At 67.9% G+C, this 25,607-nt stretch carries 26 protein-coding genes; 13 read left to right on the forward strand and 13 right to left on the reverse strand.

Features of this window, described 5'->3' with window-relative positions; translation table 11 throughout:
- Window positions 1-15: 15 nt before the first annotated feature.
- From AC5Y7V_RS19660 to AC5Y7V_RS19690, 7 genes are all read right to left on the reverse strand, one after another.
- Window positions 16-1,143 (reverse strand): NDMA-dependent alcohol dehydrogenase, encoded by a 1,128-nt coding sequence (locus AC5Y7V_RS19660; protein ID WP_499881699.1) that lies wholly within the window; start codon window positions 1,141-1,143, stop codon window positions 16-18.
- A gap of 151 nt (window positions 1,144-1,294) precedes the next feature.
- Window positions 1,295-1,840 carry a nuclear transport factor 2 family protein gene (locus AC5Y7V_RS19665; RefSeq protein ID WP_499881700.1) on the reverse strand — a complete coding sequence of 182 codons (546 nt, stop codon included), beginning with the start codon at window positions 1,838-1,840 and terminating at the stop codon, window positions 1,295-1,297.
- A 2-nt stretch (window positions 1,841-1,842) separates the two neighbouring features.
- On the reverse strand, window positions 1,843-2,052 hold the full coding sequence (fdx, locus tag AC5Y7V_RS19670) for a ferredoxin Fdx (protein ID WP_499881701.1): 210 nt from the start codon (window positions 2,050-2,052) through the stop codon (window positions 1,843-1,845).
- Window positions 2,053-2,064: 12 nt separating this feature from the next.
- Window positions 2,065-3,435 (reverse strand): lanosterol 14-alpha demethylase, encoded by a 1,371-nt coding sequence (cyp51, locus tag AC5Y7V_RS19675; protein WP_499881702.1) that lies wholly within the window; start codon window positions 3,433-3,435, stop codon window positions 2,065-2,067.
- On the reverse strand, window positions 3,428-4,258 hold the full coding sequence (locus tag AC5Y7V_RS19680; protein WP_499881703.1) for an SDR family oxidoreductase: 831 nt from the start codon (window positions 4,256-4,258) through the stop codon (window positions 3,428-3,430). The genes cyp51 and AC5Y7V_RS19680 overlap by 8 nt, the downstream gene beginning before the upstream one ends.
- The gene (locus tag AC5Y7V_RS19685; protein ID WP_499881704.1) at window positions 4,259-5,470 is read right to left on the reverse strand and encodes a cytochrome P450; all 1,212 of its coding nucleotides are present in this window, start codon (window positions 5,468-5,470) and stop codon (window positions 4,259-4,261) included.
- Entirely contained in the window at window positions 5,467-6,141 is a 675-nt protein-coding gene (locus tag AC5Y7V_RS19690; RefSeq protein WP_499881705.1) for a TetR/AcrR family transcriptional regulator, read from the reverse strand. The genes AC5Y7V_RS19685 and AC5Y7V_RS19690 overlap by 4 nt, the downstream gene beginning before the upstream one ends.
- Window positions 6,142-6,328: 187 nt before the next feature.
- Between AC5Y7V_RS19690 and AC5Y7V_RS19695 the strand changes: the two genes are divergently transcribed.
- The 4 genes from AC5Y7V_RS19695 to AC5Y7V_RS19710 are packed head-to-tail and all read left to right on the forward strand — an operon-like array spanning window position 6,329 to window position 9,846.
- Entirely contained in the window at window positions 6,329-7,798 is a 1,470-nt protein-coding gene (locus AC5Y7V_RS19695; protein WP_499881706.1) for an aldehyde dehydrogenase, read from the forward strand.
- A gap of 9 nt (window positions 7,799-7,807) precedes the next feature.
- Window positions 7,808-8,557, forward strand: a complete 750-nt coding sequence (locus AC5Y7V_RS19700; protein ID WP_499881707.1) for an SDR family oxidoreductase — start codon at window positions 7,808-7,810, stop codon at window positions 8,555-8,557.
- Window positions 8,554-9,411 carry an NAD(P)-dependent oxidoreductase gene (locus tag AC5Y7V_RS19705; RefSeq protein WP_499881708.1) on the forward strand — a complete coding sequence of 286 codons (858 nt, stop codon included), beginning with the start codon at window positions 8,554-8,556 and terminating at the stop codon, window positions 9,409-9,411. The genes AC5Y7V_RS19700 and AC5Y7V_RS19705 overlap by 4 nt, the downstream gene beginning before the upstream one ends.
- Window positions 9,412-9,846 (forward strand): carboxymuconolactone decarboxylase family protein, encoded by a 435-nt coding sequence (locus tag AC5Y7V_RS19710; protein WP_499881709.1) that lies wholly within the window; start codon window positions 9,412-9,414, stop codon window positions 9,844-9,846.
- 79 nt (window positions 9,847-9,925) lie between these two features.
- On the opposite strand, the gene AC5Y7V_RS19715 is transcribed toward AC5Y7V_RS19710, so the two are convergent.
- Window positions 9,926-11,011 (reverse strand): aldo/keto reductase, encoded by a 1,086-nt coding sequence (locus AC5Y7V_RS19715; RefSeq protein WP_499881710.1) that lies wholly within the window; start codon window positions 11,009-11,011, stop codon window positions 9,926-9,928.
- A 115-nt stretch (window positions 11,012-11,126) separates the two neighbouring features.
- Between AC5Y7V_RS19715 and AC5Y7V_RS19720 the strand changes: the two genes are divergently transcribed.
- Together AC5Y7V_RS19720 and purD are read left to right on the forward strand one after the other, a co-directional pair.
- Window positions 11,127-11,501, forward strand: a complete 375-nt coding sequence (locus AC5Y7V_RS19720; protein WP_499881711.1) for a MarR family winged helix-turn-helix transcriptional regulator — start codon at window positions 11,127-11,129, stop codon at window positions 11,499-11,501.
- A gap of 24 nt (window positions 11,502-11,525) precedes the next feature.
- On the forward strand, window positions 11,526-12,794 hold the full coding sequence (gene purD, locus AC5Y7V_RS19725; protein WP_499881712.1) for a phosphoribosylamine--glycine ligase: 1,269 nt from the start codon (window positions 11,526-11,528) through the stop codon (window positions 12,792-12,794).
- Between the two features lie 6 nt (window positions 12,795-12,800).
- On the opposite strand, the gene AC5Y7V_RS19730 is transcribed toward purD, so the two are convergent.
- Both AC5Y7V_RS19730 and AC5Y7V_RS19735 read right to left on the reverse strand, forming a co-directional pair.
- Complete coding sequence (locus AC5Y7V_RS19730; protein ID WP_499881713.1) at window positions 12,801-14,384, reverse strand: gamma-glutamyltransferase family protein; 1,584 nt, start codon at window positions 14,382-14,384, stop codon at window positions 12,801-12,803.
- A 30-nt stretch (window positions 14,385-14,414) separates the two neighbouring features.
- Window positions 14,415-15,323: an alpha/beta hydrolase gene (locus tag AC5Y7V_RS19735; RefSeq protein ID WP_499881792.1), complete on the reverse strand. Its 909-nt coding sequence runs from the start codon at window positions 15,321-15,323 to the stop codon at window positions 14,415-14,417.
- Window positions 15,324-15,384: 61 nt separating this feature from the next.
- Here AC5Y7V_RS19735 and AC5Y7V_RS19740 point away from each other — a divergent pair, with 61 nt between their 5' ends.
- The gene (locus tag AC5Y7V_RS19740; protein WP_067011242.1) at window positions 15,385-16,002 is read left to right on the forward strand and encodes a TetR/AcrR family transcriptional regulator; all 618 of its coding nucleotides are present in this window, start codon (window positions 15,385-15,387) and stop codon (window positions 16,000-16,002) included.
- 4 nt (window positions 16,003-16,006) lie between these two features.
- On the opposite strand, the gene AC5Y7V_RS19745 is transcribed toward AC5Y7V_RS19740, so the two are convergent.
- Window positions 16,007-16,741 (reverse strand): DUF429 domain-containing protein, encoded by a 735-nt coding sequence (locus AC5Y7V_RS19745; RefSeq protein ID WP_499881714.1) that lies wholly within the window; start codon window positions 16,739-16,741, stop codon window positions 16,007-16,009.
- A gap of 38 nt (window positions 16,742-16,779) precedes the next feature.
- On the opposite strand from AC5Y7V_RS19745, the gene purB reads away from it, so the two are divergent.
- The 4 genes from purB to AC5Y7V_RS19765 are packed head-to-tail and all read left to right on the forward strand — an operon-like array spanning window position 16,780 to window position 21,440.
- On the forward strand, window positions 16,780-18,198 hold the full coding sequence (gene purB / locus AC5Y7V_RS19750; protein ID WP_499881715.1) for an adenylosuccinate lyase: 1,419 nt from the start codon (window positions 16,780-16,782) through the stop codon (window positions 18,196-18,198).
- A complete protein-coding gene (locus AC5Y7V_RS19755) occupies window positions 18,195-19,439 on the forward strand; it encodes a cytochrome P450 (protein WP_499881716.1) in 1,245 nt (414 codons plus the stop codon). The genes purB and AC5Y7V_RS19755 overlap by 4 nt, the downstream gene beginning before the upstream one ends.
- Window positions 19,439-20,428 (forward strand): tellurite resistance/C4-dicarboxylate transporter family protein, encoded by a 990-nt coding sequence (locus AC5Y7V_RS19760; RefSeq protein ID WP_499881717.1) that lies wholly within the window; start codon window positions 19,439-19,441, stop codon window positions 20,426-20,428. Before AC5Y7V_RS19755 ends, AC5Y7V_RS19760 begins: the two co-directional genes overlap by 1 nt.
- Window positions 20,429-20,483: 55 nt before the next feature.
- Window positions 20,484-21,440: an alpha/beta hydrolase gene (locus AC5Y7V_RS19765; RefSeq protein WP_499881718.1), complete on the forward strand. Its 957-nt coding sequence runs from the start codon at window positions 20,484-20,486 to the stop codon at window positions 21,438-21,440.
- Between the two features lie 4 nt (window positions 21,441-21,444).
- On the opposite strand, the gene AC5Y7V_RS19770 is transcribed toward AC5Y7V_RS19765, so the two are convergent.
- Window positions 21,445-22,065, reverse strand: a complete 621-nt coding sequence (locus AC5Y7V_RS19770) for a hypothetical protein (protein WP_499881793.1) — start codon at window positions 22,063-22,065, stop codon at window positions 21,445-21,447.
- 60 nt (window positions 22,066-22,125) lie between these two features.
- Here AC5Y7V_RS19770 and AC5Y7V_RS19775 point away from each other — a divergent pair, with 60 nt between their 5' ends.
- Window positions 22,126-23,031: a phosphoribosylaminoimidazolesuccinocarboxamide synthase gene (locus AC5Y7V_RS19775; protein ID WP_499881719.1), complete on the forward strand. Its 906-nt coding sequence runs from the start codon at window positions 22,126-22,128 to the stop codon at window positions 23,029-23,031.
- Window positions 23,028-25,190, forward strand: a complete 2,163-nt coding sequence (locus AC5Y7V_RS19780; RefSeq protein ID WP_499881720.1) for a S9 family peptidase — start codon at window positions 23,028-23,030, stop codon at window positions 25,188-25,190. The genes AC5Y7V_RS19775 and AC5Y7V_RS19780 overlap by 4 nt, the downstream gene beginning before the upstream one ends.
- Here the strand turns inward: AC5Y7V_RS19780 and AC5Y7V_RS19785 are convergent.
- Window positions 25,119-25,565 (reverse strand): DoxX family protein, encoded by a 447-nt coding sequence (locus tag AC5Y7V_RS19785; protein ID WP_499881721.1) that lies wholly within the window; start codon window positions 25,563-25,565, stop codon window positions 25,119-25,121. The genes AC5Y7V_RS19780 and AC5Y7V_RS19785 overlap by 72 nt on opposite strands.
- Between the last annotated feature and the right edge of the window lie 42 nt (window positions 25,566-25,607).

The raw sequence follows: 25,607 nt of genomic DNA on the forward strand, positions 1-25,607 counted from the left end.
GAATCTGCGGTGGGCTTACCGATCGGCGTCCGTGTAGCGGATGACGCCGCGAATGTTCTTGCCGTCCAGCATGTCCTGGTACCCGTCGTTGATCTGCTCGAGCTTGTACTGCCGGGTGATCATGTCGTCCAGGTTGAGCTTGCCGGCCTTGTACATCGACAGCAGCTGCGGGATGTCGTACTGCGGGTTGCCGCCGCCGAAGATGGTGCCCTGCAGGTTCTTCTGCATCAGGGTGAGCATCGCCAGGTTCAGGTTGACGTTGGTGTCCAGCAGGCTACCGATCGCGGTCAGCACGCAGGTGCCGCCCTTTTGGGTGATGTTCAGGTAGGCGTCGACATCCGAGCCGTGCAACTCGCCGACCGTCACGACCACCTTGTGGGCCATCAGGCCGTAGGTGACCTCGGCCATGCCCGCCAGCGCGGCGTTGATGTCGGGGTAGACGTGCGTGGCGCCGAACTTCAGCGCCTGGTCGCGCTTCCACTCGACCGGGTCGATCGCGAAGATGTAGCGCGCGCCCGCGTTGACGGCGCCCTGCAGCGCCGCCATGCCCACGCCGCCGACGCCGACGATGGCGACGTCCTGGCCCGGCCGGATGTCGGCGGTGCGGACCGCCGAGCCGTAGCCGGTGGTGACGCCGCAACCGACCAGGGCGGCCACCTCGAACGGGACCGACGGGTCGATCTTCACCACGGAGCTGCGGTGCACAACCATATACGGCGAGAAGGTGCCCAGCAGCGTCATGGGGAAGACGTTCTGGCCGCGGGCCTGGATGCGGAAGGTGCCGTCGGATACCGCGGCGCCGCCGAGCAGCCCGGCCCCGAGGTCGCACAGGTTGCGCATGCCGGCCTGACACGTCGGGCAGGACCCGCAGGACGGGATGAACGAGAGCACGACGTGGTCGCCCGGGGCGATGTCCTCCACGCCGGGGCCGACCTCGGTGACGATGCCCGCGCCCTCGTGGCCGCCCAGCACCGGGAAACCCGCCATGGGGATGCCGCCGGTAACTAGATGGTGATCCGAATGGCACATGCCGGCCGCTTCCATCTGGATCTTGACCTCATGCGCCTGCGGGTCGCCGATCTCGATTTCCTCGATGGACCACGGCTGGTTGAATTCCCAGATCAGCGCGCCTTTTGTTTTCATGAAGGACCTCCATCAGCATGCCCTGACCCGAGTATCGGTGAAAGGGACCGACCGGTACCGGACGGCAAGTTAGAACGTGTTCTCATTCGCAGACCATTATGACCTGCGTCACCGGGCTGTCGACAAGGGGTACCACCAACCGGTCGGGCGGTCACCAGATGGGTACCGGAGCCTCGCCGAGCGGGTAGTAGCCGGGCAGCTTCTCGCCGGCCAGGCTGCGCTCGATCCGTTTCTGCATGCCGGCCGACAGATCGCCGGACTCGATCAGGGTCGCGAACATCTTCGCGACGTGACCGAAGTCGAAGAAGTCGCGCTGCCACTCGATGAGCTGGTCGCCGTTGAGGCGGAACCAGCTGCCGCCGATGCCGTAGATCTCGTCCTGGGTGCCGTCGCTCTTGTTGACGATCTGCTTCCAGAAGCCGACGATCTCGCCCTGCTTCTCGTCGATGAGCACCTTCTGGTACTCGTAGACCCAATTCTCCAGGCCCTCCATCTCCAGGCCGAGCGCGACGTCGCGGATCTCGTCCACGCCGACGCACATCACGTCCTCCTTGGGACCGATGTTCCAGCCGTAGGTGGCGTCCTTGGCGTAGAAGTCCGCCAGCGGCCGCCAGTCGCCGGCCTTCTCGCAGTCCCTGTTGACCTGCAGCCAGCGATCGACCCATGCCTCGAGGTCCGCGCGCGAGTGTGACGCCATGGTTAGTCTTCTTTCTCTTTTAGGAACAGTGCTTGCGTTGGACACATAGCGACCGCGCGCTCGACTTCATCGCGGGCGTCTTCGGGCGGTTCGGGATCGAGGATCTCGACCTTGCCCCGTTTCGGCACCCGGAAGTAGTCCGGCGCCTCCAATTCACACATGGCGTGGCCCTGACACAAATCCAGATCCGCTTCGATCCTGAATCCGCCCATGGGACTGACTCCTTACGCGCTGCGCTTGCGGTAGCGGGCCTTGGCCGGCCGGGCGAGCTGGACGACCATCTTGGAGTGGTCGTTATGGTAGCTGTCGGCGGGCTGGGCCATCTCGAACTCATACTCGCGCAACAAGACCGAGAAGATCGCCTTGATCTGCATCTGGGCGAACGCGGCGCCGACGCAACGGTGTCGGCCCGCGCCGAAGGGAATCCACGTCCAGCGGTTAACGATGTCGGCCTGCTCGGGCTTGTTGTAACGGTCGGGGTTGAACGCGTCCGGATCGGGAAAGTCCTCGGGAATCCGGTTCGAGATCGCCGGGGAGGCCGCGACGTAGTCACCGTCGTGAATCGGGAAGCCTTCGACCTCGAACTCGCCCTTGGCGACCCGCATCAGAATGATCAGCGGCGGATGCAGTCGCAGGGTCTCCTTGACCACGTTGTCCAGCTTCGGAATCGAGCGCAGCGCATGGAAACTCACCTCCTGACCGTCGGCGTACAGCTCGTCGAGCTCGGCCAGCACCTCGGCGTACACGTCGGGATGGCGGATCAGCTCGATCAGGGTCCACGCGGAGGTTCCGGAGCTGGTGTGGTGCCCGGCGAACATCAGCGAGATGAACATCCCGGTGACCTCGTCGGCCGAGAAGCGCAGGTTGCCCTCCTCGTCCTTGATGGAGACCAGCACGTCGAGCATGTCGCGGTCGGCCTTGTCCTTCGGCGGGTTCGCGATTCGCTGATCCATGATTTCCTGCACCAACGCAACGAGTTTCACGCGCGCCTCGTCGCGCAGCTTGAAACTCTCGATCGGCAGGTAGGGGTCGACGTAGCACAGCGGGTCGGTGCCGCGCTCCAGCATGTGGTAATACTCCGCGAACCGGTGGTCGAGCTGCTCGCGGAACTTCAGCCCGATCAGGCAGGCCGTCGAGGTGTAGATGGTCAGCTCGGCGAAGAAGTCGAGCAGCTCGATTTCGCCTTCATCGCCCCAGTTCGCGATCATCTTCTTGACTTCGCCCTCGATGGTGGCGGCGTGGCCCTTCATCTGCTCGCCGCGCAGCGCCGAGTTGTGCAGCATCTCCTTGCGCCGCTCGGGGCTGGCGTCGAACACCACGCCCTTGCCGAAGATCGGCGTCATGAACGGGTAGGCCTCGGCCTGGTCCAGGTCCTCGTCGGCGGAGCGGAAGAAGAACTCGTTGGCATTCGCGCCGGACAGCAGGATGACGTGCTTGCCGGCCAACTGGAACCATCCGACGTCGCCGCACTCGTCGCGCACGCGTTGCATCAAACCGATTGGGTCGGTGCGGAATTCCTCGAGATGGCCGTGCTCTTCTTCGCCGCCGGAAACCCGCGGCACGATGGCGGTGTTCGCCGTAGTCGAATCAGCCATTTCCTGGCATCCCCTCTTCGCCCAGCGCGAGCTTCTGGCGATCTTTCTTGTCGGCCAACGGGGCTTCGGGCTGAAGCTCCATGTTCGCGATGAAGCCACCGCGCGGGGTCTCGGCGACGAACGTGATGGCTCGTGCCAGGTCCGCCGCGCGCAGGAAGTAGTCGTGGCGGGCCTGGCCCCACTTGGCCCAGTCCTCAAGTGCCGGGCCGATCTTCTCGGCCGGCAGGCTCCAGCCCATCGACGTCTTGGTCGGACCGGGGTGCACGATCGAGGCCCGCACACCGGTGCCCTCGAGCTCCATCTGGAAGTTGGTGACCATCGCGAGGAGAGCGGCCTTGGCGGCGCCGTAGGCGCCCATATGCGGTCGCTGGCGCAGGGCAACATCGGAGCCGACGAAAATCAGGTCGCCGCGCTGCCGGTCGAGCATCCCCGGCAGGACCGCGGCGGCCAGCCGGTTGGCGCCGACGAGGTGGATCTGCAGCTGTGATTCGAACTCGTCGGTGGTGATCTCGGCGAGCTTGCCGAAGTAGGTGTCACCCGCGCCCGTCACCAGCACCTCGATGTCGCCGAGCGCGTCGACCGACTGTGCGACGAAGGATTTCACCGAGTTCGGGTCGGTGACGTCCAGATGGAATCCGACCGCCTCGCCGCCCTCGGCGTTGATCTTGCCGACGATGTCGTTGAGCTTTTCCACCCGGCGGGCCCCCAGGGCGACAGGGAAGCCGTGCGCCGCGAGTTCGATGGCGGTGGCTTCCCCGATCCCGGAGGATGCGCCGGCAACAATCGTGGGCCGACGTTCGGGCAACGGGTCGAAGCGGGGCATTCAGCGGACCTCCACGGTCATGGGTAGGTGAGCGAACCCGCGGACATTGCTCGAGTGGACGCGGACGGCGTTGGCCTCGTCCACCTCATATCCGCGGATTCGCCTGAACAACTCGGTCAGCGCCACCCTGGCCTCCATCCGGGCGAGGTGGGCGCCCAGGCAGAAGTGCGCGCCGCTGCCGAAACTCAGTAGTTTGGGCCCGATTTCGCGCCCGATCACGAAGTCGTCGGGGTTGTCGAACACCCGCTCGTCGCGGTGGCCCGATCCGGGCAGCAGCAGCAGGACGTCACCCTCCGGGATCGTGGTGTCGTACAGGGTGAGCTCCCCGGACACGGTGCGAGCCAGGATCTGGCTGGACGTGTCGTAGCGCAGCGTCTCCTCGACCCACAGCGGCACCCGGGACAGGTCGGCGTAGACCGGGCCCAGCTGATCGGGGTTCTTGTGGCCCCAAAAGGCGGCGTTGGCAAGGAGTTTGGTGGTGGTCTCGTTGCCGGCGATCACCATGAGGAACATGAACCCGAGGATCTCGTCGTCGGTGAGGCGATCGCCGTCGATCTCGGCTTCCAGCAACGCCGACGTCAGATCCTCCGTCAGCTTCTTGCGCCTCTCGGCCACCATCCCCTGGTAGTAGACGATGAGGTTGATGGAGGCCTCGACGGCCTCGGGCGGCACGTCGGTGACGCCCTCGTCGCGGTGCATCACGCCGTCGGCCCAGGCCCGTACCCGCGCCCGATCCGGTTCGGGGACACCCATCAGCTCCGAGATGACGTCCATGGGCAGCTTGCCGGCGAACTCGTCGATATAGTCGACGGTTCCGTCTTTCGACTTTTCCAGCATGGTGTCGAGGTGCCGCGTGGCGATCTCGGTGACGCGAGGCTCCAGTTCCCGAATCCGCCTCGGCGTGAAGCCCTTTGACACGAGCGTCCGCAGCCGCAGGTGGGCGGGATCGTCCATCGCCAGAAACGACATCGTCTTGGACGCGTGCGGGCCGCGCGACGCCGGATCCAGCGAGACCCCGTACTTGTTGGAAAGCGTTGTGCTGTTGCGGAACCCCTGCAGCACGTCGTGGTGTCGTGACAGCGCCCAGAACTTCAGTTCCTCGTTGCGGTACAGCGGCGCCTGGTCGCGCAGCCTCTTGTAATACGGGTACGGATCTTCGTGGAAGTCGTAATCGTAGGGATCCAGGACCGGCTTTTCGGTCTGTACGGTCATTGATCTTCTCCAGGCTCGGGCGATTGTCCGACTCCTCCTCTGGCCGTGCGACGGCCCGCATCGTCGTCGGACGGGAGGATGAGGCCGACGACATAGCCGAGGCGATCGGCGATCTGGTGATAGGTGAACTGGCCGCTGGCCGCCTGCACCAACGCGCCGAAGAACGCCATCTCGAGCGCGGAGACGGTGCTGGGGTCGGCGCCCGGCCCGATCGCGGTGGCGATGCGGCGGTGGATCTCCGCGCCGATCCGGTCCCGCGCGGCGGCCACTGCGGGGTCGGTGCCGCCGCCGAGCAATGCGGTCGTGCATGCGGCGCCGACCTCGGGCTCATCGGCGACGACGAGCGCCAGGTGGCGCAGCACCTTGTCCACCCGGACCGGCATGGGGTCGTTGACGTCGGTGAAGTACGGGACTTGCCGGACCAGGTCGAGGTACACCTCGGCGATCAAGTGGTTCTTCGACGAGAAGTAGGTGTAGGCGGTGGCCGGGGCGACCTTGGCGCGGGCGGCCACCGCGCGCACCGTCAGGTCGGCATAGGACTTCTCGCGCAGCGTTTCGATTCCGGCCGCGAGCACCTTGCGGAACGTCTCTTCTTGGCGGCGGTTGCGCACCGGTTCTCCGGTCTGGTTGTCGCCGGTAGCCGCGACGGTAACCAGGGCATCGCTGGACACGTGTCCACGCTATCGGATGTCGGTAACGGGAAGCAAGCATGAGTTGTGAATGCGCAGGCTAATGCAGGATGCCGGGCCGATAACCGGCCCCCAACAAGATCGGGCCTTGCACGGCGAACCGCCCGACGACTAGGGTTCGATCGGACAACTGTCCACTAGGCCCATGACTTGAGCGGGAGCGGGAGAGATGGCGTTACTGGCCGACGGCGCGAGCGCATTGTTCATCGACGGCAAGCTGGCGCCCGGGAGTGCGGGGACGTTCCCGACGATCAACCCGGCGACCGAGGAAGTGTTGGGCGTCGCCGCCGACGCCGACGCCGACGACATGGGCCGCGCCATCGATGCGGCGCGGCGGGCCTTCGACGACACGGACTGGTCCCGCAACACCGAATTGCGGGTCCGGTGCGTGCGCCAGCTGCGCGAGGCGATGCAGGCGCACCTCGAAGAGCTGCGCGAGCTGACCATCGCCGAAGTCGGCGCGCCGCGGATGCTCACCGCCATCGCTCAGCTCGAGGTCCCGGTCAACGACCTGGCGTTCGCGGCCGCCACGGCCGAGTCCTACGTGTGGAATCAGGATCTCGGCCAGGCGTCGCCGATGGGGATCCCCACCCGGCGCACCATTGCCCGCGAGGCCGTCGGTGTCGTCGGCGCCATCACGCCGTGGAACTTCCCGCACCAGATCAACCTCGCCAAGATCGGGCCCGCCCTGGCCGCCGGAAACACCGTCGTCCTGAAGCCAGCGCCCGACACGCCGTGGTGTGCGGCGGTGCTCGGGGAACTCATCGCCGAACACACCGACTTTCCGCCAGGGGTCATCAACATCGTCACCTCCAGCGATCACGGCGTCGGCGCGCTGTTGGCCAAAGACCCTCGGGTGGACATGGTTTCGTTCACCGGGTCGACGGCCACCGGGCGCAGCGTGATGGCCGACGGCGCCGCGACCATCAAGAAGGTCTTCCTCGAGCTGGGCGGCAAGTCGGCATTCGTCGTGCTCGACGACGCCGACTTGGGCGGTGCCGTCGGGGTTGCGGGATTCTCGGTGTGCATGCACGCCGGGCAGGGGTGCGCGATCACCACCCGGCTGGTGGTTCCGCGCGCACGGTACGACGAGGCCGTCTCGATCGCGGCCGCAACGATGGGCGGCATCAAGGCCGGCGATCCCACCGACCCGGGAACCATTTGCGGCCCGGTGATTTCGGCGCGCCAGCGCGACCGGATACAGGGTTATCTCGACTCGGCGATCGCGGAGGGCGGGGCGTTCGCGTGCGGCGGCGGCCGGCCGGCCGACCGCGAGGTCGGGTTCTTCATCGAGCCCACCGTGATCGCCGGCCTGGGTAACGACGCCCGCGTCGCGCGGGAGGAGATCTTCGGGCCGGTGCTCACGGTCATCCCGCACGACGGCGACGACGACGCCGTGCGCATCGCCAACGACTCGCCATACGGCCTGTCGGGCACCGTCTTTGGCGCCGACCCGGAACGGGCCGCCGGGGTCGCCGCCCGGATCCGGGCGGGCACCATCAACGTCAACGGGGGCGTCTGGTACTCGGCCGACGCACCGTTCGGCGGCTACAAGCAGTCCGGCAACGGCCGCGAGATGGGTCTGGCCGGGTTCGAGGAATACCTGGAAATCAAGACCATCGCGACAGCGGTCAACTAGAGGAGCGGCATGCGATTCGAGAACAAGGTGGCCATCGTCACCGGATCCGGTGGCGGCATCGGCCAGGCGTACGGGGAGGCGCTGGCCCGCGAGGGCGCGGCCGTCGTCGTCGCCGACATCAACCTGCAGGGCGCCGAGAAGGTGGCCGACGGGATCAAGGGCGAGGGCGGAACGGCGCTGGCCATCCCGGTCGACGTTTCGGACCCCGCGTCGGCCAAGGAGATGGCCGACCGCACGCTGGCCGAGTTCGGCGGCATCGACTACCTGGTCAACAACGCCGCGATATTCGGCGGCATGAAGCTGGATTTCCTGCTCACCGTCGACCCCGAGTACTACAAGAAGTTCATGAGCGTGAACCTCGACGGCGCGCTGTGGTGCACCCGCGCGGTGTACAAGAAGATGGCCAAGCGCGGCGGCGGGGCGATCGTCAACCAATCCTCCAGCGCCGCATGGCTTTACGCGAACTTTTACGCGTTGGCCAAGGTCGGCATCAACGGCCTGACCCAACAGCTCTCGCGCGAACTGGGCGGCCAGAACATCCGGATCAACGCGATCGCGCCCGGCCCCATCGACACCGAGGCCAACCGGACCACCACGCCGCAGGAGATGGTCGCCGACATCGTCAAGGGCCTGCCGCTGTCGCGGATGGGAACGCCCGATGATGTCGTCGGGATGTGTCTGTTCCTGCTGTCCGACGAGGCGTCGTGGATCACCGGGCAGGTCTTCAATGTTGACGGCGGACAGATAATCCGGTCATGACAGACAACTTGCGCCTGGGCTACATCGGGCTGGGCAACATGGGTGCGCCGATGGCCACCAAGATGACGGAATGGCCCGGCGGGGTGACGGTCTACGACATCCGGACCGAGGCGATGACGCCGCTGGCCGAAAAGGGTGCCACCCTGGCCGACAGCGTCGCCGACGTCGCCGCGGCGGACATCATTCACGTCACCGTGCTGGACGATGCGCAGGTGCGTGAGGTCGTCGGCGAGCTCGCGGCGCACGCCAAGCCCGGGACCGTCATCGCGATCCACTCGACCATCAACGACACCACCGCCGTCGAGTTGGCCCGCGAGCTGAAACCGCGTGACATTCACGTCGTCGACGCGCCCGTCAGCGGTGGCGCGGCCGCGGCGGCCAAGGGCGAGCTTGCCACCATGGTGGGCGCCGACCGCGAGGTGTACGAACGGATCAAGCCGGCGTTCAAACACTGGGCCGCGATGGTGATCCATGCCGGAGAGCCGGGCGCGGGGACCCGAATGAAGCTGGCGCGCAACATGTTGACGTTCACGTCGTACGCCGCGGCGTGCGAGGCCATGAAGCTGGCCGAGGCGGCCGGGCTGGATCTGCAGGCGCTCGGGCGGGTGGTGCGCCACACCGATGCCCTCACGAGCGGACCCGGGGCGATCATGGTGCGCGAGAACATGAAAGACCTTGAGCCGGAAAACTTCCTGTATCAGCCATTCCTGCACACCCGCGGGCTCGGCGAGAAGGACCTCAGCCTGGCGCTGGCGCTCGGTGAGTCGGTGGCGGTCGACCTGCCGCTGGCGCAGCTGGCCTTTCAAAACCTGGCGGCGGGCCTCGGCGTGCCGCACGCAGAGAAAGAGACGTAAATGGACGAACTGCGCCGCAAGGGCCTCGAGAAGATGAACGAGGTCTACGGCTGGGAGATGCCCAACATCGAGGGCGACCCCTACTTCGACCTGACAGTCGACCACCTCTTCGGCAGCATCTGGACCCGACCCGGGTTGTCGATGCGCGACAAGCGCATCATGACGCTGACGGCGGTGACGGCGGTCGGAAATCGCGACCTGGCCGAGATCCAGATCAACGCCGCGCTGCTCAACGGGGAACTGTCGGAGACCGAGCTGAAGGAGATGGCGGTCTTCCTGACCCACTATCTCGGGTTCCCGCTGGGTTCGGCGCTCAACGGGGCGGTCGATGCGGTCGCGGCCAAGCGTAAGAAGGCCGCGGCGAAGGGCGCCGGCGAGGACAAGAAGGCCAACGTCGACGCCGCGGTCAGCATGCACAGGGGCAAGGCCGACTAGCTCCGCCGAGCAGACGCAAAATCGCACGTTCCGAGGCGGAAACGTGCGATTTTGCGTCTGCTCGCGGTGATGGCCGACCTCAGTAGGGCCGGGCGCCCTGCGGCATCACATATTCGGAGATCGGCCCGGACACGCCGTTGACGGTTGTCCCGCCGTTGATGATGCCCGGCGCCAATTCCAGCATGTTGTGGGGAAATCCGAACGCCGGTTTGGTGAGCGCGTCGAGGCGGGCCAGCTCCTCTGCGCCAAGCTTTACGTCGACGGCGCGGAGGTTGTCGTCGAGCTGCGAGAGCCTGCGTGCCCCGATGATGACCGACGAGACGGCGCGCTGTGCGCTGGCCCACGCCAGCGCCACGCTGGCGACCGACGTGTCGTGCGCCTTGGCGATGACCTCGAGTTCGTCGATCAGCGCGTAGGTTTTCTCGTCGAGGAAGCTGTCAACCATCGCGCCGCGATCGGCGTTGTGCTGCCCCGCGTTTCGGCGGGTGTACTTCCCGCTGAGCACGCCGCCCTTCAGCGGCGACCACGGTGTGATCCCAAGGCCGAATTCGGAGGCCATGGGCACGAGTTCCTGTTCGACGTCCCGTTCCAGCAGCGAGTACTCGACCTGCAGCCCGACGAATGCCGACCAACCGCGGAAGCGGGCGATGAGGTTGGCTTCGGCGATCTTCCACGCCGGGGTATCCGAAACGCCGACGTAGCGCACCTTGCCGGCCCGAACGAGGTCGTCGAGCGCCGCCATCGTCTCCTCGATCGGAGTGTTCGCGTCCCAGATGTGCAGCCAGTACAGGTCGATGTAGTCGGTCTGCAGGCGCCGCAACGAGTTTTCGCACGCGCTGATCAGTGATTTGCGGCCCGACCCGCCACCGTTCGGATCGCCAGGATAGAGGTTGCCGCTGAATTTGGTCGCGATCACCAGGCGGTCGCGGCGGGCGGGGTGGCGCCCGATGTGGTCGCCGATGATCTTCTCCGAGTGGCTCCGGGTATAGAAGTTGGCGGTGTCGATGAAGTTGCCGCCGAGTTCGGTGTACCGGTCGATGATCTGTTGGGACTCTTCCACACTGGTGCCCCAGCCGAGGTCTTCGCCGAACGTCATCGCGCCGAGGCACAGCGGGCTGACACGCAGGCCGGAGCGTCCGAGTGTCACGTAGTGATCCAGAGGCATGGTGATCGCTTTCTGGTAGATTGTTCGCTTATGTTCTTGTTCCATTCTAAACTAGTTCACTCCTGAACGATCTGGCAAGTCGATGTCAGCGGTCGATGCGGCCAAGATCTGGTCGTTGAACTACCGGGTGCTGGTTTCGGTCATCTCTTGCGCCGAGGCCGGCATCTGCGCGCTCGGGCTCGAGTCCAAGGAGCTGTTCCTGCTCGCCGAGATCGACGAGCATCCCTACCCGGCCGAACTGGCGGCAACGCTGAGCATGCCCAAGGCGACGGTGACGGTGTACCTGAAACGGCTCGAGGCGGCGGGATTCGTTCAGCGCGAGATCGACCCCACCGACCTGCGGCGTCACCGGCTGCTACTCACCCCGGCGGGTCGCAAAACCGCCGCCGATGGCCTCGCGCTGCTGTCGGCGGAGTTCGAGAAGCGCCTCGGGCGTCTCACCGCCGCGCAGCAAAAAGAGCTGAAAGGCCTGCTGGAGCGAATTGTCTGAGCGCCTGGACTAGTCTGACGTGTCGTGCGCGTCCTGGTGATCGGTTCCGGTGCCCGTGAGCATGCGCTGCTACTGGCGCTCCGCGAAGACCCACAGGTCACGGGCCTGGCCGTCGCCCCGGGCAACGCCGGCACCGGGCGGCTCGCCGAGCAGCACGACGTCGACATCACCTCGGGCGAGGAGGTCGTCGCCCTGGCGCGCGAGGTCCGCGCCGACCTGGTGGTGATCGGTCCCGAGGTGCCCCTGGTGCTCGGCGTGGCCGACGCCGTGCGCGCCGCCGGGATCGTCTGCTTCGGACCCAGCAAGGACGCCGCCCGCATCGAGGGCTCCAAGGCGTTCGCCAAGGAGGTCATGGCCGCGGCCGGGGTGCGCACCGCGGCCAGCGAAATCGTCGACAGCCCAGCACGTTTGGATGCCGCCCTGGACCGGTTCGGGCCGCCCTCCGGTGACCCCGCCTGGGTGGTGAAGGACGACGCCCTGGCCGCCGGCAAGGGCGTGGTGGTGACCCCTGATCGGGATGTGGCGCGCGCGCACGCGGCGAGCTTGCTCGAGTCGGGACACCCGGTGCTGCTGGAGTCTTTTCTCGACGGCCCCGAGGTGTCGCTCTTCTGCGTCGTCGACGGCGCCACGGTGGTGCCGCTGCTGCCGGCGCAGGACTTCAAGCGCGTCGGAGACGGCGACAGCGGACCCAACACTGGCGGCATGGGCGCCTACGCGCCGCTCCCGTGGCTGCCCGAGGACGTGTACCGGGAAATCGTCAGCGGAATCGTCGAACCCGTTGCGGCCGAACTGGTTCGGCGAGGCAGCCCGTTTTCCGGATTGCTCTACGTCGGCCTGGCGATCACCGGAAAAGGCCCTGCGGTAGTCGAATTCAACTGCCGCTTCGGGGATCCCGAGACCCAGGCCGTACTGGCGCTGCTGGAGTCGCCGCTCGGCCAGCTGCTGCACGCCGCGGGCACCGGCGGGCTGGCCGATTTCGGCGAGTTGCGCTGGCGCGAGGGCGCCGCGGTCACGGTCGTGCTGGCGGCCGAGAATTACCCCGGGCGCCCCCGCGTCGGCGACGTCGTCGTCGGGTCCGAAGCCGACGGGGTGCTGCATGCGGGAACGGCGCGCCGAGACGACGGAGCCGTCGTCTCCTCGGGCGGCCGGGTGCTGTCCGTGGTCGGCACGGGTGCGAACCTGTCGGCCGCACGCGCGAACGCGTACCAGATCCTGAGTTCAATTCGACTGCCCGGCAGCCATTTTCGCAGCGACATCGCCCTCGCGGCCGCCGAGGGCAAGGTCAGCGTCTAGAACCCCTCAAAAACCTGAAGCCTGCCCGTCGCGGCGGGGATCGCTCACCGCCAGGTACCCGTCATCGAGGCGCCAGATCGCCTGGCAGCTGCCGAACTGGTTGTAATCGTCGACGGCGACCAGGTCGTGCCCGCGCCGCCGCAGCTCGTCCAGCGTCGTCGGCGGAAAACCCCTCTCGCAGCTGACCTGCATGCCCTGCACCCAGCGGAATCGCGGCCCGTCACACGCGGCCTGTGGATTCTGCCCGTGGTCGGCGATGCGCACCATCACCTGCACATGGCCCTGTGGCTGCATGGTGCCGCCCATCACCCCGAAGCTCATCACCGGAGCGCCGTCTTTGGTGACGAACCCCGGGATGATCGTGTGATAGGGACGCTTGGCCGACCCGACCCTGTTCGGATGACCCTCCGCCACAACGAAATCCGCGCCCCGGTTTTGCAGGGAGACCCCGGTGCCCGGCACCACCACGCCCGACCCGAACCCCATGTAGTTGGACTGGATCATCGACACCATCATCCCGCTGGAGTCGGCGGCGGTCAGATAAACGGTGCCCCCTCGCGGGGTGCCGGCCGACGCCGGCTTCGCCCGCGCCGGATCGATCAACGCCGCGCGCTCCCGCAGATAGTCCTTGTCCAGCAGGCGATCCGGGGACAGCGCCATGTGGTCGATGTCGGCGACATAAGTGTGCGCGTCGGCGAAGGCCAGCTTCACCGCCTCGATCTGCAGGTGCACGCTGTCGGCGGAATCGACTGGTAACGAAGACATGTCGAAGTGCTCCAGGATGCCGAGCGCGATGAGCGCCACGATGCCCTGGCCGTTGGGCGGTATCTCGTGCACGGTGTAACCGCGGTAGCCGGCATCAATCGTGCCGACCCAGTCGGCGCGGTGCGCGGCGAGGTCGCTGGCCCGCATCGCCCCGCCGTTGGCCGACGAGTGCGCCTCGAGCTCGGCGGCGATGTCCCCGCGATAGAACGCCTCGCCCTTGGACGCGGCGATCCGCTCGAGCGTTTCCGCGTGATCGGGAAACCTGAACAGCTCACCGGGTTTCGGCGCGCGTCCCCCGGGCAGGAACGCGTCGGCGAACCCGGGCTGGCCCTTGAACAGCGGCACCTGGGCCGCCCATTGCTCCGCGACCGTCGGCGAAACCAGAAAGCCATTGCGGCCGTAGGAGATCGCGGGTTGGAAGAGCTTCTCGAACGGAAGCCTGCCGAACTTGGCGTGCAACTCGGCCCACGCCGACACCGCCCCCGGCACGGTCACCGAATTCCAGCCGACCATCGGAACGGCGTTCCCGCCGAAGTATTCTGGCGTCCAGGCGGCCGCCGAACGGCCGGATGCGTTGAGTCCGTGCAAACGTTCGCCGTCCCAGACGATGGCGAATGCGTCCGAGCCGATGCCGTTGGACACCGGTTCCACCAGCGTCAGGGTGACGGCGGTGGCGATCGCGGCGTCCACGGCGCTGCCGCCGTCGGCGAGCATGCGCAGACCCGCCTGGGCCGCAAGGTGTTGCGATGTGCAGACGACGTTCGCGGCCAGGACGGGCTTTCGCGGCCAGGCGTAGGGGAGGCTCCAACCGAAGGGTGTGGTCACTTTCGCGAGCCTAACGCTCGCGCGCGCCGACTACGCCGTCAGCAGCGGCGCCATCCAGGTCAGCTCGGCCGGCAGTTGCGAGCTCCAAAACTCGCCGTTGTGCCCGCCGGGCGAGAAACCGCCGGCGGGCGGGTTTGGCAGTTGCGCGATGAACTGCTTCGTCGCCCCGTAGAACGGGTCGCTGTCGCCGCAGTCCACCCGGATCGGAATCGACGCCAGCGCCGGCATTCCGAACACCGAGTTGGCCGCGAAGTCCTCGGGCCCGTCGAACGCGCCGGGCGCCGCGGCCCCCGACGACAGCCACAACGCCGGGCTCACCGCGCAGATCGCGGCGGTCCGCCCGGCTCCCAGCCGCCCGCCGAGCAGCAAGGCGCCGTAGCCGCCCATCGACCAGCCCAAGAACGCCACGCGTGACGTGTCCAGGTCCTGGCCCCCGAGCATCGGGATCAGCTCGTCCAGCACCATGGCCCCGGCGTCCTCACCGGAGGCCCTCTTGTGCCAGTAGCCGCCCCCGCCGTCGACGGCGACGACGGCGAACGGCGGCAACCCGGCGTTGACGGCCTGCGCGAGGCCCTGCTCGACGCCGCCCGCCATCACGGTAGCGGCGTCGCTGCCCTTGCCGTGCAGCGCAATCACCGGCCGCAGGGCCTTGGTCTGCCCGGGTGGACGCGCGATCGCCCAGTTGGTATTGATCCCGCCGCGGGCCGCCGACACGAAGGACCCCGTAACCATCGTCGGCGCCGGCTGGGTCGGTGCGGCGGGCGCGGGTGGCGGGGGTCCCAGCGGCGCCTGGGCCCCGCGCGTCGCCGCCGGCGTGGCGTGTGATGTTCGGGGCTGAAACACGATGTCGAGGGCGTATGCTCCCGTAGCACCGATGGCCGCGCTGGCGCCGAGACCGAGCAGGGTTCGGCGGCTCAGGTCGGGCATGCGGGCCATCATGCCATGGCCGTTTGGCCAAAATGGCAATGCAGTACCACTTTGGCTGGCACGATTGCTACTCGTGACTGCAGCAGTTACTCCAAAAGGAGAACGTCGACGGTATGCGCTCGTGAGCGCCGCCGCCGAGCTGCTCGCCGAGGGCGGTTTCGAGGCGGTGCGGCACCGGGCGGTCGCCCGTCGCGCCGGCCTGCCCTTGGCCTCCACCACCTATTACTTCTCGTCGCTGGACGACCTGATCGCGCGCGCGGTCGAGCACATCGGGATGATCGAGATCGCGCAGCTGCGCTCGCGGGTCAACGCGATGTCCCGGCGGCGCCGCGGACCCGAGACCACCGCCGAGGTGCTGGCGGACCTGTTGGTGGGCGACCTGTCCGATCCGGCGCTCACCGAGCAACTGATCTCCCGCTACGAGCGGCACATCGCCTGCACGCGCCTGCCCGCGCTGCGCGAGACCATGCGCCGAAGCCTGCGCCAGCGCGCCGAGGCGGTGGCCGAGGCACTGGAGCGATCCGGCCGATCCGTGCGGATCGAGCTGGTGTGCACGCTGATCTGCGCCGTCGACGGCTCGGTGGTTGCCGCGCTGGTCGAGGGCGGCGATCCCGCCGCCGCCGCGCTGGGCACCGTGGTCGAACTGGTCGACGTGCTCGCGCCCATCGACCCGCGCCCGGTGCAGATCTGAGCCTCTAGCCGCGGGGCGGCGACGGCGTCACGATGCATCCGGTGGCCACGTCGCCGTAGATCGTGATTTCGGTCGGACGGCGCTGGGCGTACAACGCGACGTAGGCGCAGACGACGGCGTCGACGGGATCTTCCGCCCGGCGCAGTTCGCTTTTGCGTTGCGCGCCGACGACTTGCCGGCGCAGCTCCGTCCAGCCGGCGAGGCTCTCGACGTGCAGCGGCACCTCGGCGTGCGCGAGCTTTTCGATGCCGTCCATCAGCAGCAGCATTTCCGATTTGAGCCGCGCGACGTCGCGGCCCGGCTTGGCCTTGTACTTGAGGGTCCGCTCGAGCCGGAACAGCACGACCGTCGCCGCATGCGGATAGACCTCGATTGCGCGCCGAGCGGCCGACGAACGCGGGTCCAGGTCGAGGCCCAGCGCCGCGGCCAACCGCGCCGCCCGCGGCGTCTCGGCGAACTCCGGTCGGGCGGTGTTGCACGGGTGCGCGCCGGCCTCAAACCTGACGAAGTCGCGGTTGAGCGCCGCCTCGGCGGGCCGTTGGCCTCTTGCGTTGGTCACCACCAGCGGCGCGTCGAACGCCACCAGGCAATCGCCCCGGGTGTAGGGCGACAACGCGGCGAGCACGTCGGCGTCGTCTCGCGCGGCGCCGAGCTGCACGAGATGGCCGTCGGCGTCGACCACCGCGACGCCGGTCGGCTTGCGACCGCCCCAGGCCAGGTCGACGCCGACGAAGTGCACCCGCACAGCGTATGGCCGCCGCCGTAAGCTGTGTGCTTGTGAGCATTCCGAACGTGCTGGCCACCCGGTACGCCAGCGCCGAGATGGTCGCGATCTGGTCGCCGGAGGCCAAGGTCGTCGCCGAGCGGCGGCTGTGGCTGGCCGTGCTGCGGGCCCAGGCCGAGCTCGGAGTCGACGTGCCGCCGGAGGCGATCGCCGACTACGAGCGGGTGCTCGACGACGTCGACCTGGCCTCGATCGCCGACCGCGAACGCGCGCTGCGCCACGACGTCAAGGCCCGCATCGAGGAATTCAACGCGCTGGCCGGGCACGAGCACGTGCACAAGGGGATGACGAGCCGCGACCTCACCGAGAACGTCGAGCAGCTGCAGATCCGGCGGTCGCTGGAATTGGTTTTCTCCCACGGCGTTGCGGTGGCGGCGCGGCTCGCCGAGCGGGCCGTGACGTACCGCGACCTGGTGATGGCCGGGCGCAGCCACAACGTCGCCGCGCAGGCCACCACGCTGGGCAAGCGGTTCGCCTCGGCGGCCCAGGAGACGCTGATCGCGTTGGGCCGGCTGCGCGAGCTGATCGACCGTTACCCGCTGCGCGGCATCAAGGGCCCGATGGGCACCGCGCAGGACATGCTCGACCTGCTCGGCGGGGAAGCGGCCAAGCTGACCGAACTCGAGGGGCGCATCGCCGACTTCCTCGGCTTCGCAACGGTTTTGACCAGCGTCGGGCAAATCTACCCGCGGTCGCTGGATCACGACGTGCTCTCCGCGCTGGTGCAGCTCGGCGCCGGGCCGTCGTCTATGGCGCACACCATCCGGCTGATGGCCGGGCACGAACTCGTCACCGAGGGGTTCGCCGAAGGGCAGGTCGGCTCGTCGGCGATGCCGCACAAGATGAACACCCGCAGTTGCGAACGGGTCAACGGGTTGCAGGTGGTGCTGCGCGGCTACGCCTCCATGGCGGCCGAGCTGGCCGGCGCGCAGTGGAACGAGGGGGACGTGTTCTGCTCGGTGGTTCGCCGAGTTGCCTTGCCGGACAGCTTCTTTGCCATCGACGGGCAGATCGAGACGTTCTTGACCGTGCTCGACGAGTTCGGCGCCTACCCGGCGGTGATCGCCCACGAGCTGGATCGCTACCTGCCGTTCCTGGCCACCACCAAGGTGCTGATGGCCGCGGTGCGCGCCGGCATGGGTCGCGAGGCGGCCCACCACGTGATCCGGGAACACGCGGTCGCGACGGCGCTGACCATGCGGGAACGCGGCGCCGAGCCCGACCTGCTGGACCGCTTGGCCGCCGACGAGCGGCTGCCGCTGGACCGTGCGGCGCTGGACGCCGCACTGGCCGACAAGAAGGCGTTCACCGGGGCGGCCGGTGACCAGGTGGACGAGGTTGCCGCACAAGTGGACGCGTTGGTGAGCCGCTACCCGGATGCGGCCAAATACACCCCGGGCGCGATCCTGTGACGCTTGCGAGCTCGCTGTCGGGGATCGATTTCACCGACTTGGACAATTTCGCCGGCGGGTTCCCGCACGAGCTGTTCGCCGTCCATCGGCGCGAGGCGCCGGTGTTCTGGCACGAGCCGACCGACAACACTCCCGACTGCGAGGGTTTCTGGTCCGTCGCCACGTACGCGGAAACCCTTGAGGTGCTGAGGGATCCGGCAACGTACTCGTCGGTCACCGGCGGGCAACGGCCGTACGGGGGCACGCTGCTGCAGGACCTGGCCATCGCGGGCCAGGTGCTCAACATGATGGACGACCCCCGCCATACCCAGATTCGGCGACTCGTCAGCTCCGGGCTGACACCGCGCATGATCGGTCGCGTCGAGGACGACCTGCGGACCCGGGCGCGCCGGCTACTCGACGCGGTGGTGCCGGGCGAACCCTTCGACTTTCTGGTCGACGTCGCCGCCGAACTGCCGATGCAGATGATCTGCATCCTGCTGGGAGTGCCCGAATCCGAACGGCATTGGCTGTTCCAGGCCATCGAGCCGCAGTTCGACTTCGGCGGCTCGCGCAAGGCGACGATGTCACAGCTATCCGACGCCGAGGCCGGATCGCGGATGTACGCCTACGGCCAGGAACTGATCGCCTCCAAGCGCGCCGAGCCGACCGACGACATGCTGTCGGTCGTCGCGAACGCCACGCTCGACGACGAGGACGCCCCGGCGCTTTCCGATCTCGAGCTGTACCTGTTCTTCAGCCTGCTGTTCAGCGCGGGCGCGGAGACGACGCGCAACGCCGTCGCCGGCGGCCTGCTGGCGCTGGCCGAACATCCGGAGCAATTGCGCGCGCTGCGTTCGGATTTCGGCCTGCTGCCGACGGCGGTCGAGGAGATGGTGCGGTGGACGTCGCCGTCGCCGTCGAAGCGGCGCACCGCCACCCGCGACGTCACGCTCGGCGGGCAGTCCGTCCGGGCGGGACAGAAGGTCCAAATCTGGGAGGGCTCGGCCAACCGCGACGCCGACGTGTTCGACCGCCCCGACGAATTCGACATCGGCCGGAAGCCGAACCCGCACTTGGGATTCGGCCAGGGGATCCATTATTGCCTGGGCGCCAATCTGGCCCGGCTGGAGCTGCGGGTCCTGTTCGAGGAACTGTTGGCGCGCTTCGGCGGCGTGCGGGTGGCCCGGCCCGTCGAATGGACGCGCAGCAATCGCCACACCGGCATCCGGCACCTGGTTGTGGAGCTACTAGAGGAATAGTGACGCTCCGGGTCGTCGATGCCGAGCCGTCACCCGATGTGTTCGCCGCGGTGATGGCGACCGGGATCTTGTCGATCGGCGCGCGCGATCACGGATACCGGTGGCTCAGCGACGCGCTCGGCGTCGTGGCCACCGTCGCTCTGGTGTTCCTGGCCGCCCTGGTGGTCCTTGGCGCGCTCCGACACCGGAACCGCTGGGAACTCACGGATCCCGACATCACCCTGAGGCTGTTCACCTTCGTGGCCGCGTGCGCCGTGATCGACTCGCGCCTGTCGGCCAACGTGTGGGTGCTGCGCGTGCTCGGCCTGGTCGCGCTGTCGTCGTGGCTCGTGCTGACCGTCCTCAGCGCGCGGAATATGTTGGCGCACAACTGGGCCGCGCTGCCCGACAATGCCCACGGCGCGTGGGAACTGGCCAGTGTCGGGACATCCGGTCTGGCGATCGTGACGGCTCAGCTGGCCCGGCACGCCGGCCATCGCTGGTGGCTCGCGGTCGCGGTGCCGATGTGGGCGGCGGCGATCGGCATCTACGGCCTGATGACGTGGCTGATCGTGTGGCGCGCGCTCGGTGAACGTCGGCGCGACGGTTTCGCCCCGGACAGCTGGATTCTGATGGGCGGGTTGGCCATCGCGACGCTGGCCGGCGACAACATCCACGCCCTTGCCCCGGGGTGGCTGTCCGGACCGGTGCGGGTCGTCACCGTCGTCACCTGGGCGGCCGCCAGCCTGTGGATTCCGCCGCTGATCTACTTCGGCCTGCGCCGCATCAACCGGCGGCCCGAGACGCTGCGGTTTGCCGGTGTGTGGTGGGCGCTGGTCTTCCCGCTGGGCATGTATTCGGCCGCCAGCTACGCCATGGCCGCCCAAATCGGTCAGCGTTGGCTGACCACGGTTTCGCTGGTCTTCTTCTGGGACGCGTTGGCGGCGTGGCTGATTGTGGCCGTCGCCGGGCTGCTGCGCGTGTGGCGGCCGGTGGGCGACCGCCGTTGAGCGCAAATTCGCGCCTCGACGTGACCCGTCACACACGAACCTGCATAATCTCCCCGTGACCAAAACTTCCCGTGTTCGCTCGTTCGTTGTTGCACTGCTCGCTGCGCTGCCGATGCTGGGGATTCCGGTCGCCGCCGCGGACCCGCCGCAGGGCGCGCACATCACCGACATCCAGCACATCAATGACCGTTGGGACAAGGTTTCCGTCTACTCGCCCGCGATGAACACCGTCATCGTGAACGATGTCTACAAGGCCCCCAACGCGGGTGCACCCGCCTTCTACCTGCTGCCCGGCATCGACGGCGGCGACAACAGCGCTTGGTTCGGGATGACCGACGTCCAAGGATTCTTCGCCAACAAGAACGTCAACGTCGTCTCCCCACTCGGCGGTGCCTTCAGCTGGTGGACGAACTGGGTCAACGACGGAGGCAAGCAGTTTCAGACCTACATGACCAGGGAACTGCCCCCGCTGATCAACGCGCAGTACCACGCCAACGGCAAGAACGCGGTCGGCGGACTGTCCAGCACCGGCGGCACCGCCATCGACTACGCCGTTCAGGCGCCGGGCGTCTACCGGGCCGTCGCTTCCTACAGCGGTTTCCCGTCCGTTTCCGACCCGGATGAGGCCCAACAGGTCGCGCTGACCCTGGCGAGTGGCGGCCAAAGCGCCGAGAACATGTGGGGACCCCTGGGCGGACCCGGTTGGGTGGCCCACGACCCGTCGAAGAACGCCGGGAAGCTGAGGGGCGTCGCGGTTTACGCCGCCGCGTCGGGTAGCGGGGGTGTGGGCGACGTGGACCGGCTCCCGGCGGGCTTCGGGCCGAACGTCGCCGGCGGCATGATCGAGCGCATAACCGCGGACAGCACCAAGCGATTCGCCGACGCCGCGAACGCCGCGGGGGTGCCGATCACCTACGTCGTCCGTCCCGAGGGCTCGCACACCTGGGGCCTCTTCGAGTCGGAGATGCAGGAGTCCTGGCACACCACCGTCGGACCGGCGCTCGGCGCATAGCGGGTTAGCGCGCGCGCAGGGCGATCCCGGCCGACCGTAGTTCCAGCGCGGCCAGTGCCCGGATGGTGGCCGGATCCTCGTGCCGCCACCCGCCGACCGGGTCCGCGCTGATCGCGGCCAGCTTGCGCGGCGCCCGGTTGGTCAGGGCCCGCAGGGCCAGCAGCTGTTCGCCGGCCGGCGTCGCGGCCAGGCCGCTGACGGTCCACTTGCGCCGGAAGAACCGGAGCCGCAGCAACAGCCACGGGATGACCACGATCAGCAGCGGCACGGCGACGACGGCCAGCGCCGCCAGCACCGCGAGCCAGCCCGCGGTGGTCTCCAGGCTGTGTCCTGCCCCCGCGATGTCGAGGGCGGCCGTGCTGGCCGAGGCGAGTGGCTGGCTGACCGCGTCGCCGAGTACCGGGATGTTGTGTGCGCCCTGGCCGGCCGACGCCAGGTTGCCCGCGACGCCGTTCGCGCCGATCTCGACCTGATGGCCGGCCTCGGCGACGGCTGAGATGGCGTCGTAGACCGCCGTGCCGACGACCAGCCACAGCGCCGTCCACAGGAAGATGGCGAAGTCGCTGAACAGTTGGACGGCCAGCCGGCCGGGCGTGGTGGCATAAGGCAGAACCCGCGATGGCAGCGATGTCATAGCGCAATACCAGCACAGGGCCGGCCACACGGCGCCCGATAGGCTGGCTCGATGCGCCCTGCACTGTCCGAGTACGAGCATCTGGCCAGCGGCAAGGTCCGCGAGATTTACCGCGTCGACGACGAGCACCTGCTGCTGGTGGCGAGCGACCGGATCTCCGCGTACGACTACGTCCTCGACAGCACGATCCCGGACAAGGGACGCATCCTGACCGCGATGAGCGTCTTCTTCTTCGGGCTCGTCTCGGAGCTTGCCCAAGCCCCCAACCACCTGGCCGGGCCGCCCGACGACCCGCGCATCCCCGACGAGGTGCTGGGCCGCGCGCTGGTGGTGCGCCGGCTGGAGATGCTTCCGGTGGAGTGCGTGGCCCGCGGATACCTGACCGGCTCGGGGCTGCTGGACTATCAGGCGACCGGCAAGGTCTGCGGCATTGCGCTGCCGCCGGGCCTGGTGGAGGCCAGCAAGTTCGCGAACCCGCTGTTCACCCCGGCGACGAAGGCGGCGCTGGGGGACCACGACGAGAACATTTCGTTCGCCCGGGTGATCGAGCTGGTGGGCGGGGTGCGGGCCAACCAGCTGCGCGACCGCACGCTGCAGATCTACATTCAGGCCGCCGATCACGCGCTCACGAGGGGAATCATCATCGCCGACACCAAGTTCGAATTCGGCACCGACCGCGACGGCAACCTGCTGCTGGCCGACGAGATCTTCACCCCGGATTCCTCGCGGTACTGGCCGGCCCGCGACTACCGCGCCGGTGTGGTCCAGACCAGTTTCGACAAGCAGTTCGTCCGCAACTGGCTGACCAGCCCCGAGTCCGGTTGGGATCGTCACGGGTCCCAGCCCCCGCCGCCGCTTCCCGATGACATCATCGACGCCACCCGGAGCCGTTACATCGAGGCTTACGAGCGCATTTCGGGCCTGAGTTTCGGCGCCTGGATCGGCCCGGGCGCATGACGGACGCCGCACTGGACGCGCCCACGCCGCCCGTCGCGAAGCGGGTGGAGACCCGGCGGGAATTCCATGGCGATGTCTTCATCGATCCGTACGAGTGGTTGCGCGACAAGGCCGACCCCGAGGTCATCGGCTACCTGGAGGCCGAGAACGACTACGTCGATGCGATGACGGCGCACCTGGAACCGTTGCGGCAGAAGATCTTCGATGAGATCAAGTCGCGCACCAAGGAGACCGATCTGTCGGTGCCGACCCGGCAGGGCGACTGGTGGTACTACGCGCGCACCTTCGAGGGAAAGCAGTACCGAGTCCAGTGCCGTTGCCCGGTCGCCGATCCCGATGACTGGGATCCGCCGGTCCTGGACGAGAACACCGAAATCCCCGGCGAGCAGGTGCTTCTCGACTCGAACGTGGAAGCCGAGGGCCACGAATTCTTCGCCCTGGGCGCCGCGATGGTCAGCCTGGACGGCAATCTGCTGGCGTACTCCGTCGATACCGTCGGCGATGAGCGTTATACCTTGCGGTTCAGGGACTTACGCACCGGCGAGCAATACCCCGACGAGATCGCCGACATCGCGGCGGGGGCGACCTGGGCGGCCGACAACCGCACGGTGTACTACCTGACCCTGGACCCGGCTCATCGCCCCGACAAGGTCTGGCGCTACCGGCTCGGCGCAGGCAAGCCGTCGGAGCTGGTGTATCACGAGGCCGACGAACGGTATTGGCTCGGTGTCGGGCTCACCCGGAGCGAGAAGTACGTGTTCATCGCCGCGGGATCGTCGATCACCTCCGAGATCCACTACGCCGATTCCGCCGACCCGCGGGCACCGTTCACCGTCGTGCTGCCGCGGCGCGAGGGCGTGGAATATTCGGTCGAACACGCGGTGGTCGGCGGACAGGACCGATTCCTGATCCTGCACAACGACGGCGCGGTGAACTTCGCGCTCACGGAGGCGCCGGTCAGCGATCCGACGCGGCAGCGCACCCTGATCCCGCACCGCGACGACGTCCGGCTCGACGGACTGGATGCCTTCGCCCGCCATCTGGTGGTCAGCTACCGCCGCGAGGCGTTGCCCCGAATTCAACTGTGGCCCATCGGTTCCGACGGACAATACGGGGAGCCCGAGGAAATCACCTTCGACTCGGAGCTGATGTCGAGCGGGCTGGGTGGCAATCCGACCTGGGACTCGCCCAAGCTGCGGATCCGAGCGGGGTCCTTGGTCACCCCGGTGCAGGTGTACGACATCGACCTCGCCACCGGCGAGCGCACGTTGCTGCGTGAGCAACCCGTCCTCGGCGGCTACCGGCCCGCCGACTACGTGGAGCGGCGGGACTGGGCGCGGGCGGACGACGGGACCCGGATCCCGGTGTCGATCGTGCACCGCGCCGGCCTCGAATTTCCCGCGCCGGCCCTGCTCTACGGTTACGGCGCCTACGAGATATGCACCGACCCAAGCTTTTCCATCGCCCGCCTGTCGCTGCTGGACCGGGGCATGGTGTTCGCCATCGCCCACGTCCGCGGCGGCGGGGAGATGGGCCGGCTGTGGTACGAGCACGGCAAGCTTTTGGAGAAGAAGAACACCTTCACCGACTTCGTGGCCGTGGCAAGGCATTTGGTGGACTCGGGACTGACCCGGCCGCAGCAGCTGGTCGCGCTCGGGGGCAGCGCGGGCGGCCTGTTGATGGGTGCGGTGGCCAACCTGGCGCCGGACCTCTTCGCCGGCATCCTCGCGCAGGTCCCCTTCGTCGACCCGCTGACCACCATCCTCGATCCCTCCTTGCCGCTGACCGTCACCGAATGGGATGAATGGGGAAACCCGCTGAGCGACAGCGATGTTTACTCGTACATGAAGTCGTATTCGCCCTATGAGAACGTCGAGGCCAGACGGTATCCGGCCATCCTGGCGATGACGTCGTTGAACGACACCCGGGTCTACTACGTCGAGCCGGCGAAGTGGGTCGCGGCGCTGCGCCACGCCAACACCGACGGCAACCCGATCCTGTTGAAGACCCAGATGAACGCGGGGCACGGCGGCGTCAGCGGCCGCTACAAGGCCTGGCAGGAAACCGCGTTCCAGTACGCGTGGCTGCTAGCCGCTGCCGACCGCGACCGCTACGGCGGCGGCCAGGAAGACGACCTGCATGGCGGCCCGCAGGGGTAGCCGGGTCGTCATCGACTTGGGCGGATCGGGCATCCGGGAGGCATAGACGTTTGCCGGGAACATGGCCAGCATCAGCACCGCGAGGCAGGCGGCGGCCGCCACCCGGGTCGCCGGAACGAGCAAACCCGCGGCCCCCGCCAGCTCCAGCAGGCCGGTGATGGTGACCAGGTAGCCGGGCGCGGGCAGGCGCGGCGGCACGATCGCGATGAGGTCGCGCCGCAGCGGCGGCGCGAAGTGCGCGAGTCCGGTCAGCAGGAACATCGCCGCGAGGCCGACGGCGAGCGCGGCCGTCCAGTTGTTGACGTAGGCCACGCCGAGCCAGCCGATGCTCCGGGCGGCGATGGTGCTGAACAGCAGCGTGATCAACGGGGCCATCTGAATCATCCCAATCTAGACAGTGACAAGATTCCAACACTC

This window comes from Mycobacterium sp. NGS34 (assembly GCF_059812845.1).

Bases quoted from the DNA above. Each gene is read 5' to 3' on its own strand.
- AC5Y7V_RS19700 (WP_499881707.1), top strand. From the start codon at position 7,808: ATGCGATTCGAGAACAAGGTGGCCATCGTCACCGGATCCGGTGGCGGC.
- AC5Y7V_RS19705 (WP_499881708.1), top strand. From the start codon at position 8,554: ATGACAGACAACTTGCGCCTGGGCTACATCGGGCTGGGCAACATGGGT.
- AC5Y7V_RS19680 (WP_499881703.1), bottom strand. From the start codon at position 4,258: ATGCCCCGCTTCGACCCGTTGCCCGAACGTCGGCCCACGATTGTTGCC.
- AC5Y7V_RS19685 (WP_499881704.1), bottom strand. From the start codon at position 5,470: ATGACCGTACAGACCGAAAAGCCGGTCCTGGATCCCTACGATTACGAC.
- AC5Y7V_RS19710 (WP_499881709.1), top strand. From the start codon at position 9,412: ATGGACGAACTGCGCCGCAAGGGCCTCGAGAAGATGAACGAGGTCTAC.
- AC5Y7V_RS19775 (WP_499881719.1), top strand. From the start codon at position 22,126: ATGCGCCCTGCACTGTCCGAGTACGAGCATCTGGCCAGCGGCAAGGTC.
- fdx (WP_499881701.1), bottom strand. From the start codon at position 2,052: ATGGGCGGATTCAGGATCGAAGCGGATCTGGATTTGTGTCAGGGCCAC.
- cyp51 (WP_499881702.1), bottom strand. From the start codon at position 3,435: ATGGCTGATTCGACTACGGCGAACACCGCCATCGTGCCGCGGGTTTCC.
- AC5Y7V_RS19785 (WP_499881721.1), bottom strand. From the start codon at position 25,565: ATGGCCCCGTTGATCACGCTGCTGTTCAGCACCATCGCCGCCCGGAGC.
- AC5Y7V_RS19780 (WP_499881720.1), top strand. From the start codon at position 23,028: ATGACGGACGCCGCACTGGACGCGCCCACGCCGCCCGTCGCGAAGCGG.
- AC5Y7V_RS19665 (WP_499881700.1), bottom strand. From the start codon at position 1,840: ATGGCGTCACACTCGCGCGCGGACCTCGAGGCATGGGTCGATCGCTGG.
- AC5Y7V_RS19735 (WP_499881792.1), bottom strand. From the start codon at position 15,323: ATGATGGCCCGCATGCCCGACCTGAGCCGCCGAACCCTGCTCGGTCTC.
- AC5Y7V_RS19695 (WP_499881706.1), top strand. From the start codon at position 6,329: ATGGCGTTACTGGCCGACGGCGCGAGCGCATTGTTCATCGACGGCAAG.
- AC5Y7V_RS19715 (WP_499881710.1), bottom strand. From the start codon at position 11,011: ATGCCTCTGGATCACTACGTGACACTCGGACGCTCCGGCCTGCGTGTC.
- AC5Y7V_RS19660 (WP_499881699.1), bottom strand. From the start codon at position 1,143: ATGAAAACAAAAGGCGCGCTGATCTGGGAATTCAACCAGCCGTGGTCC.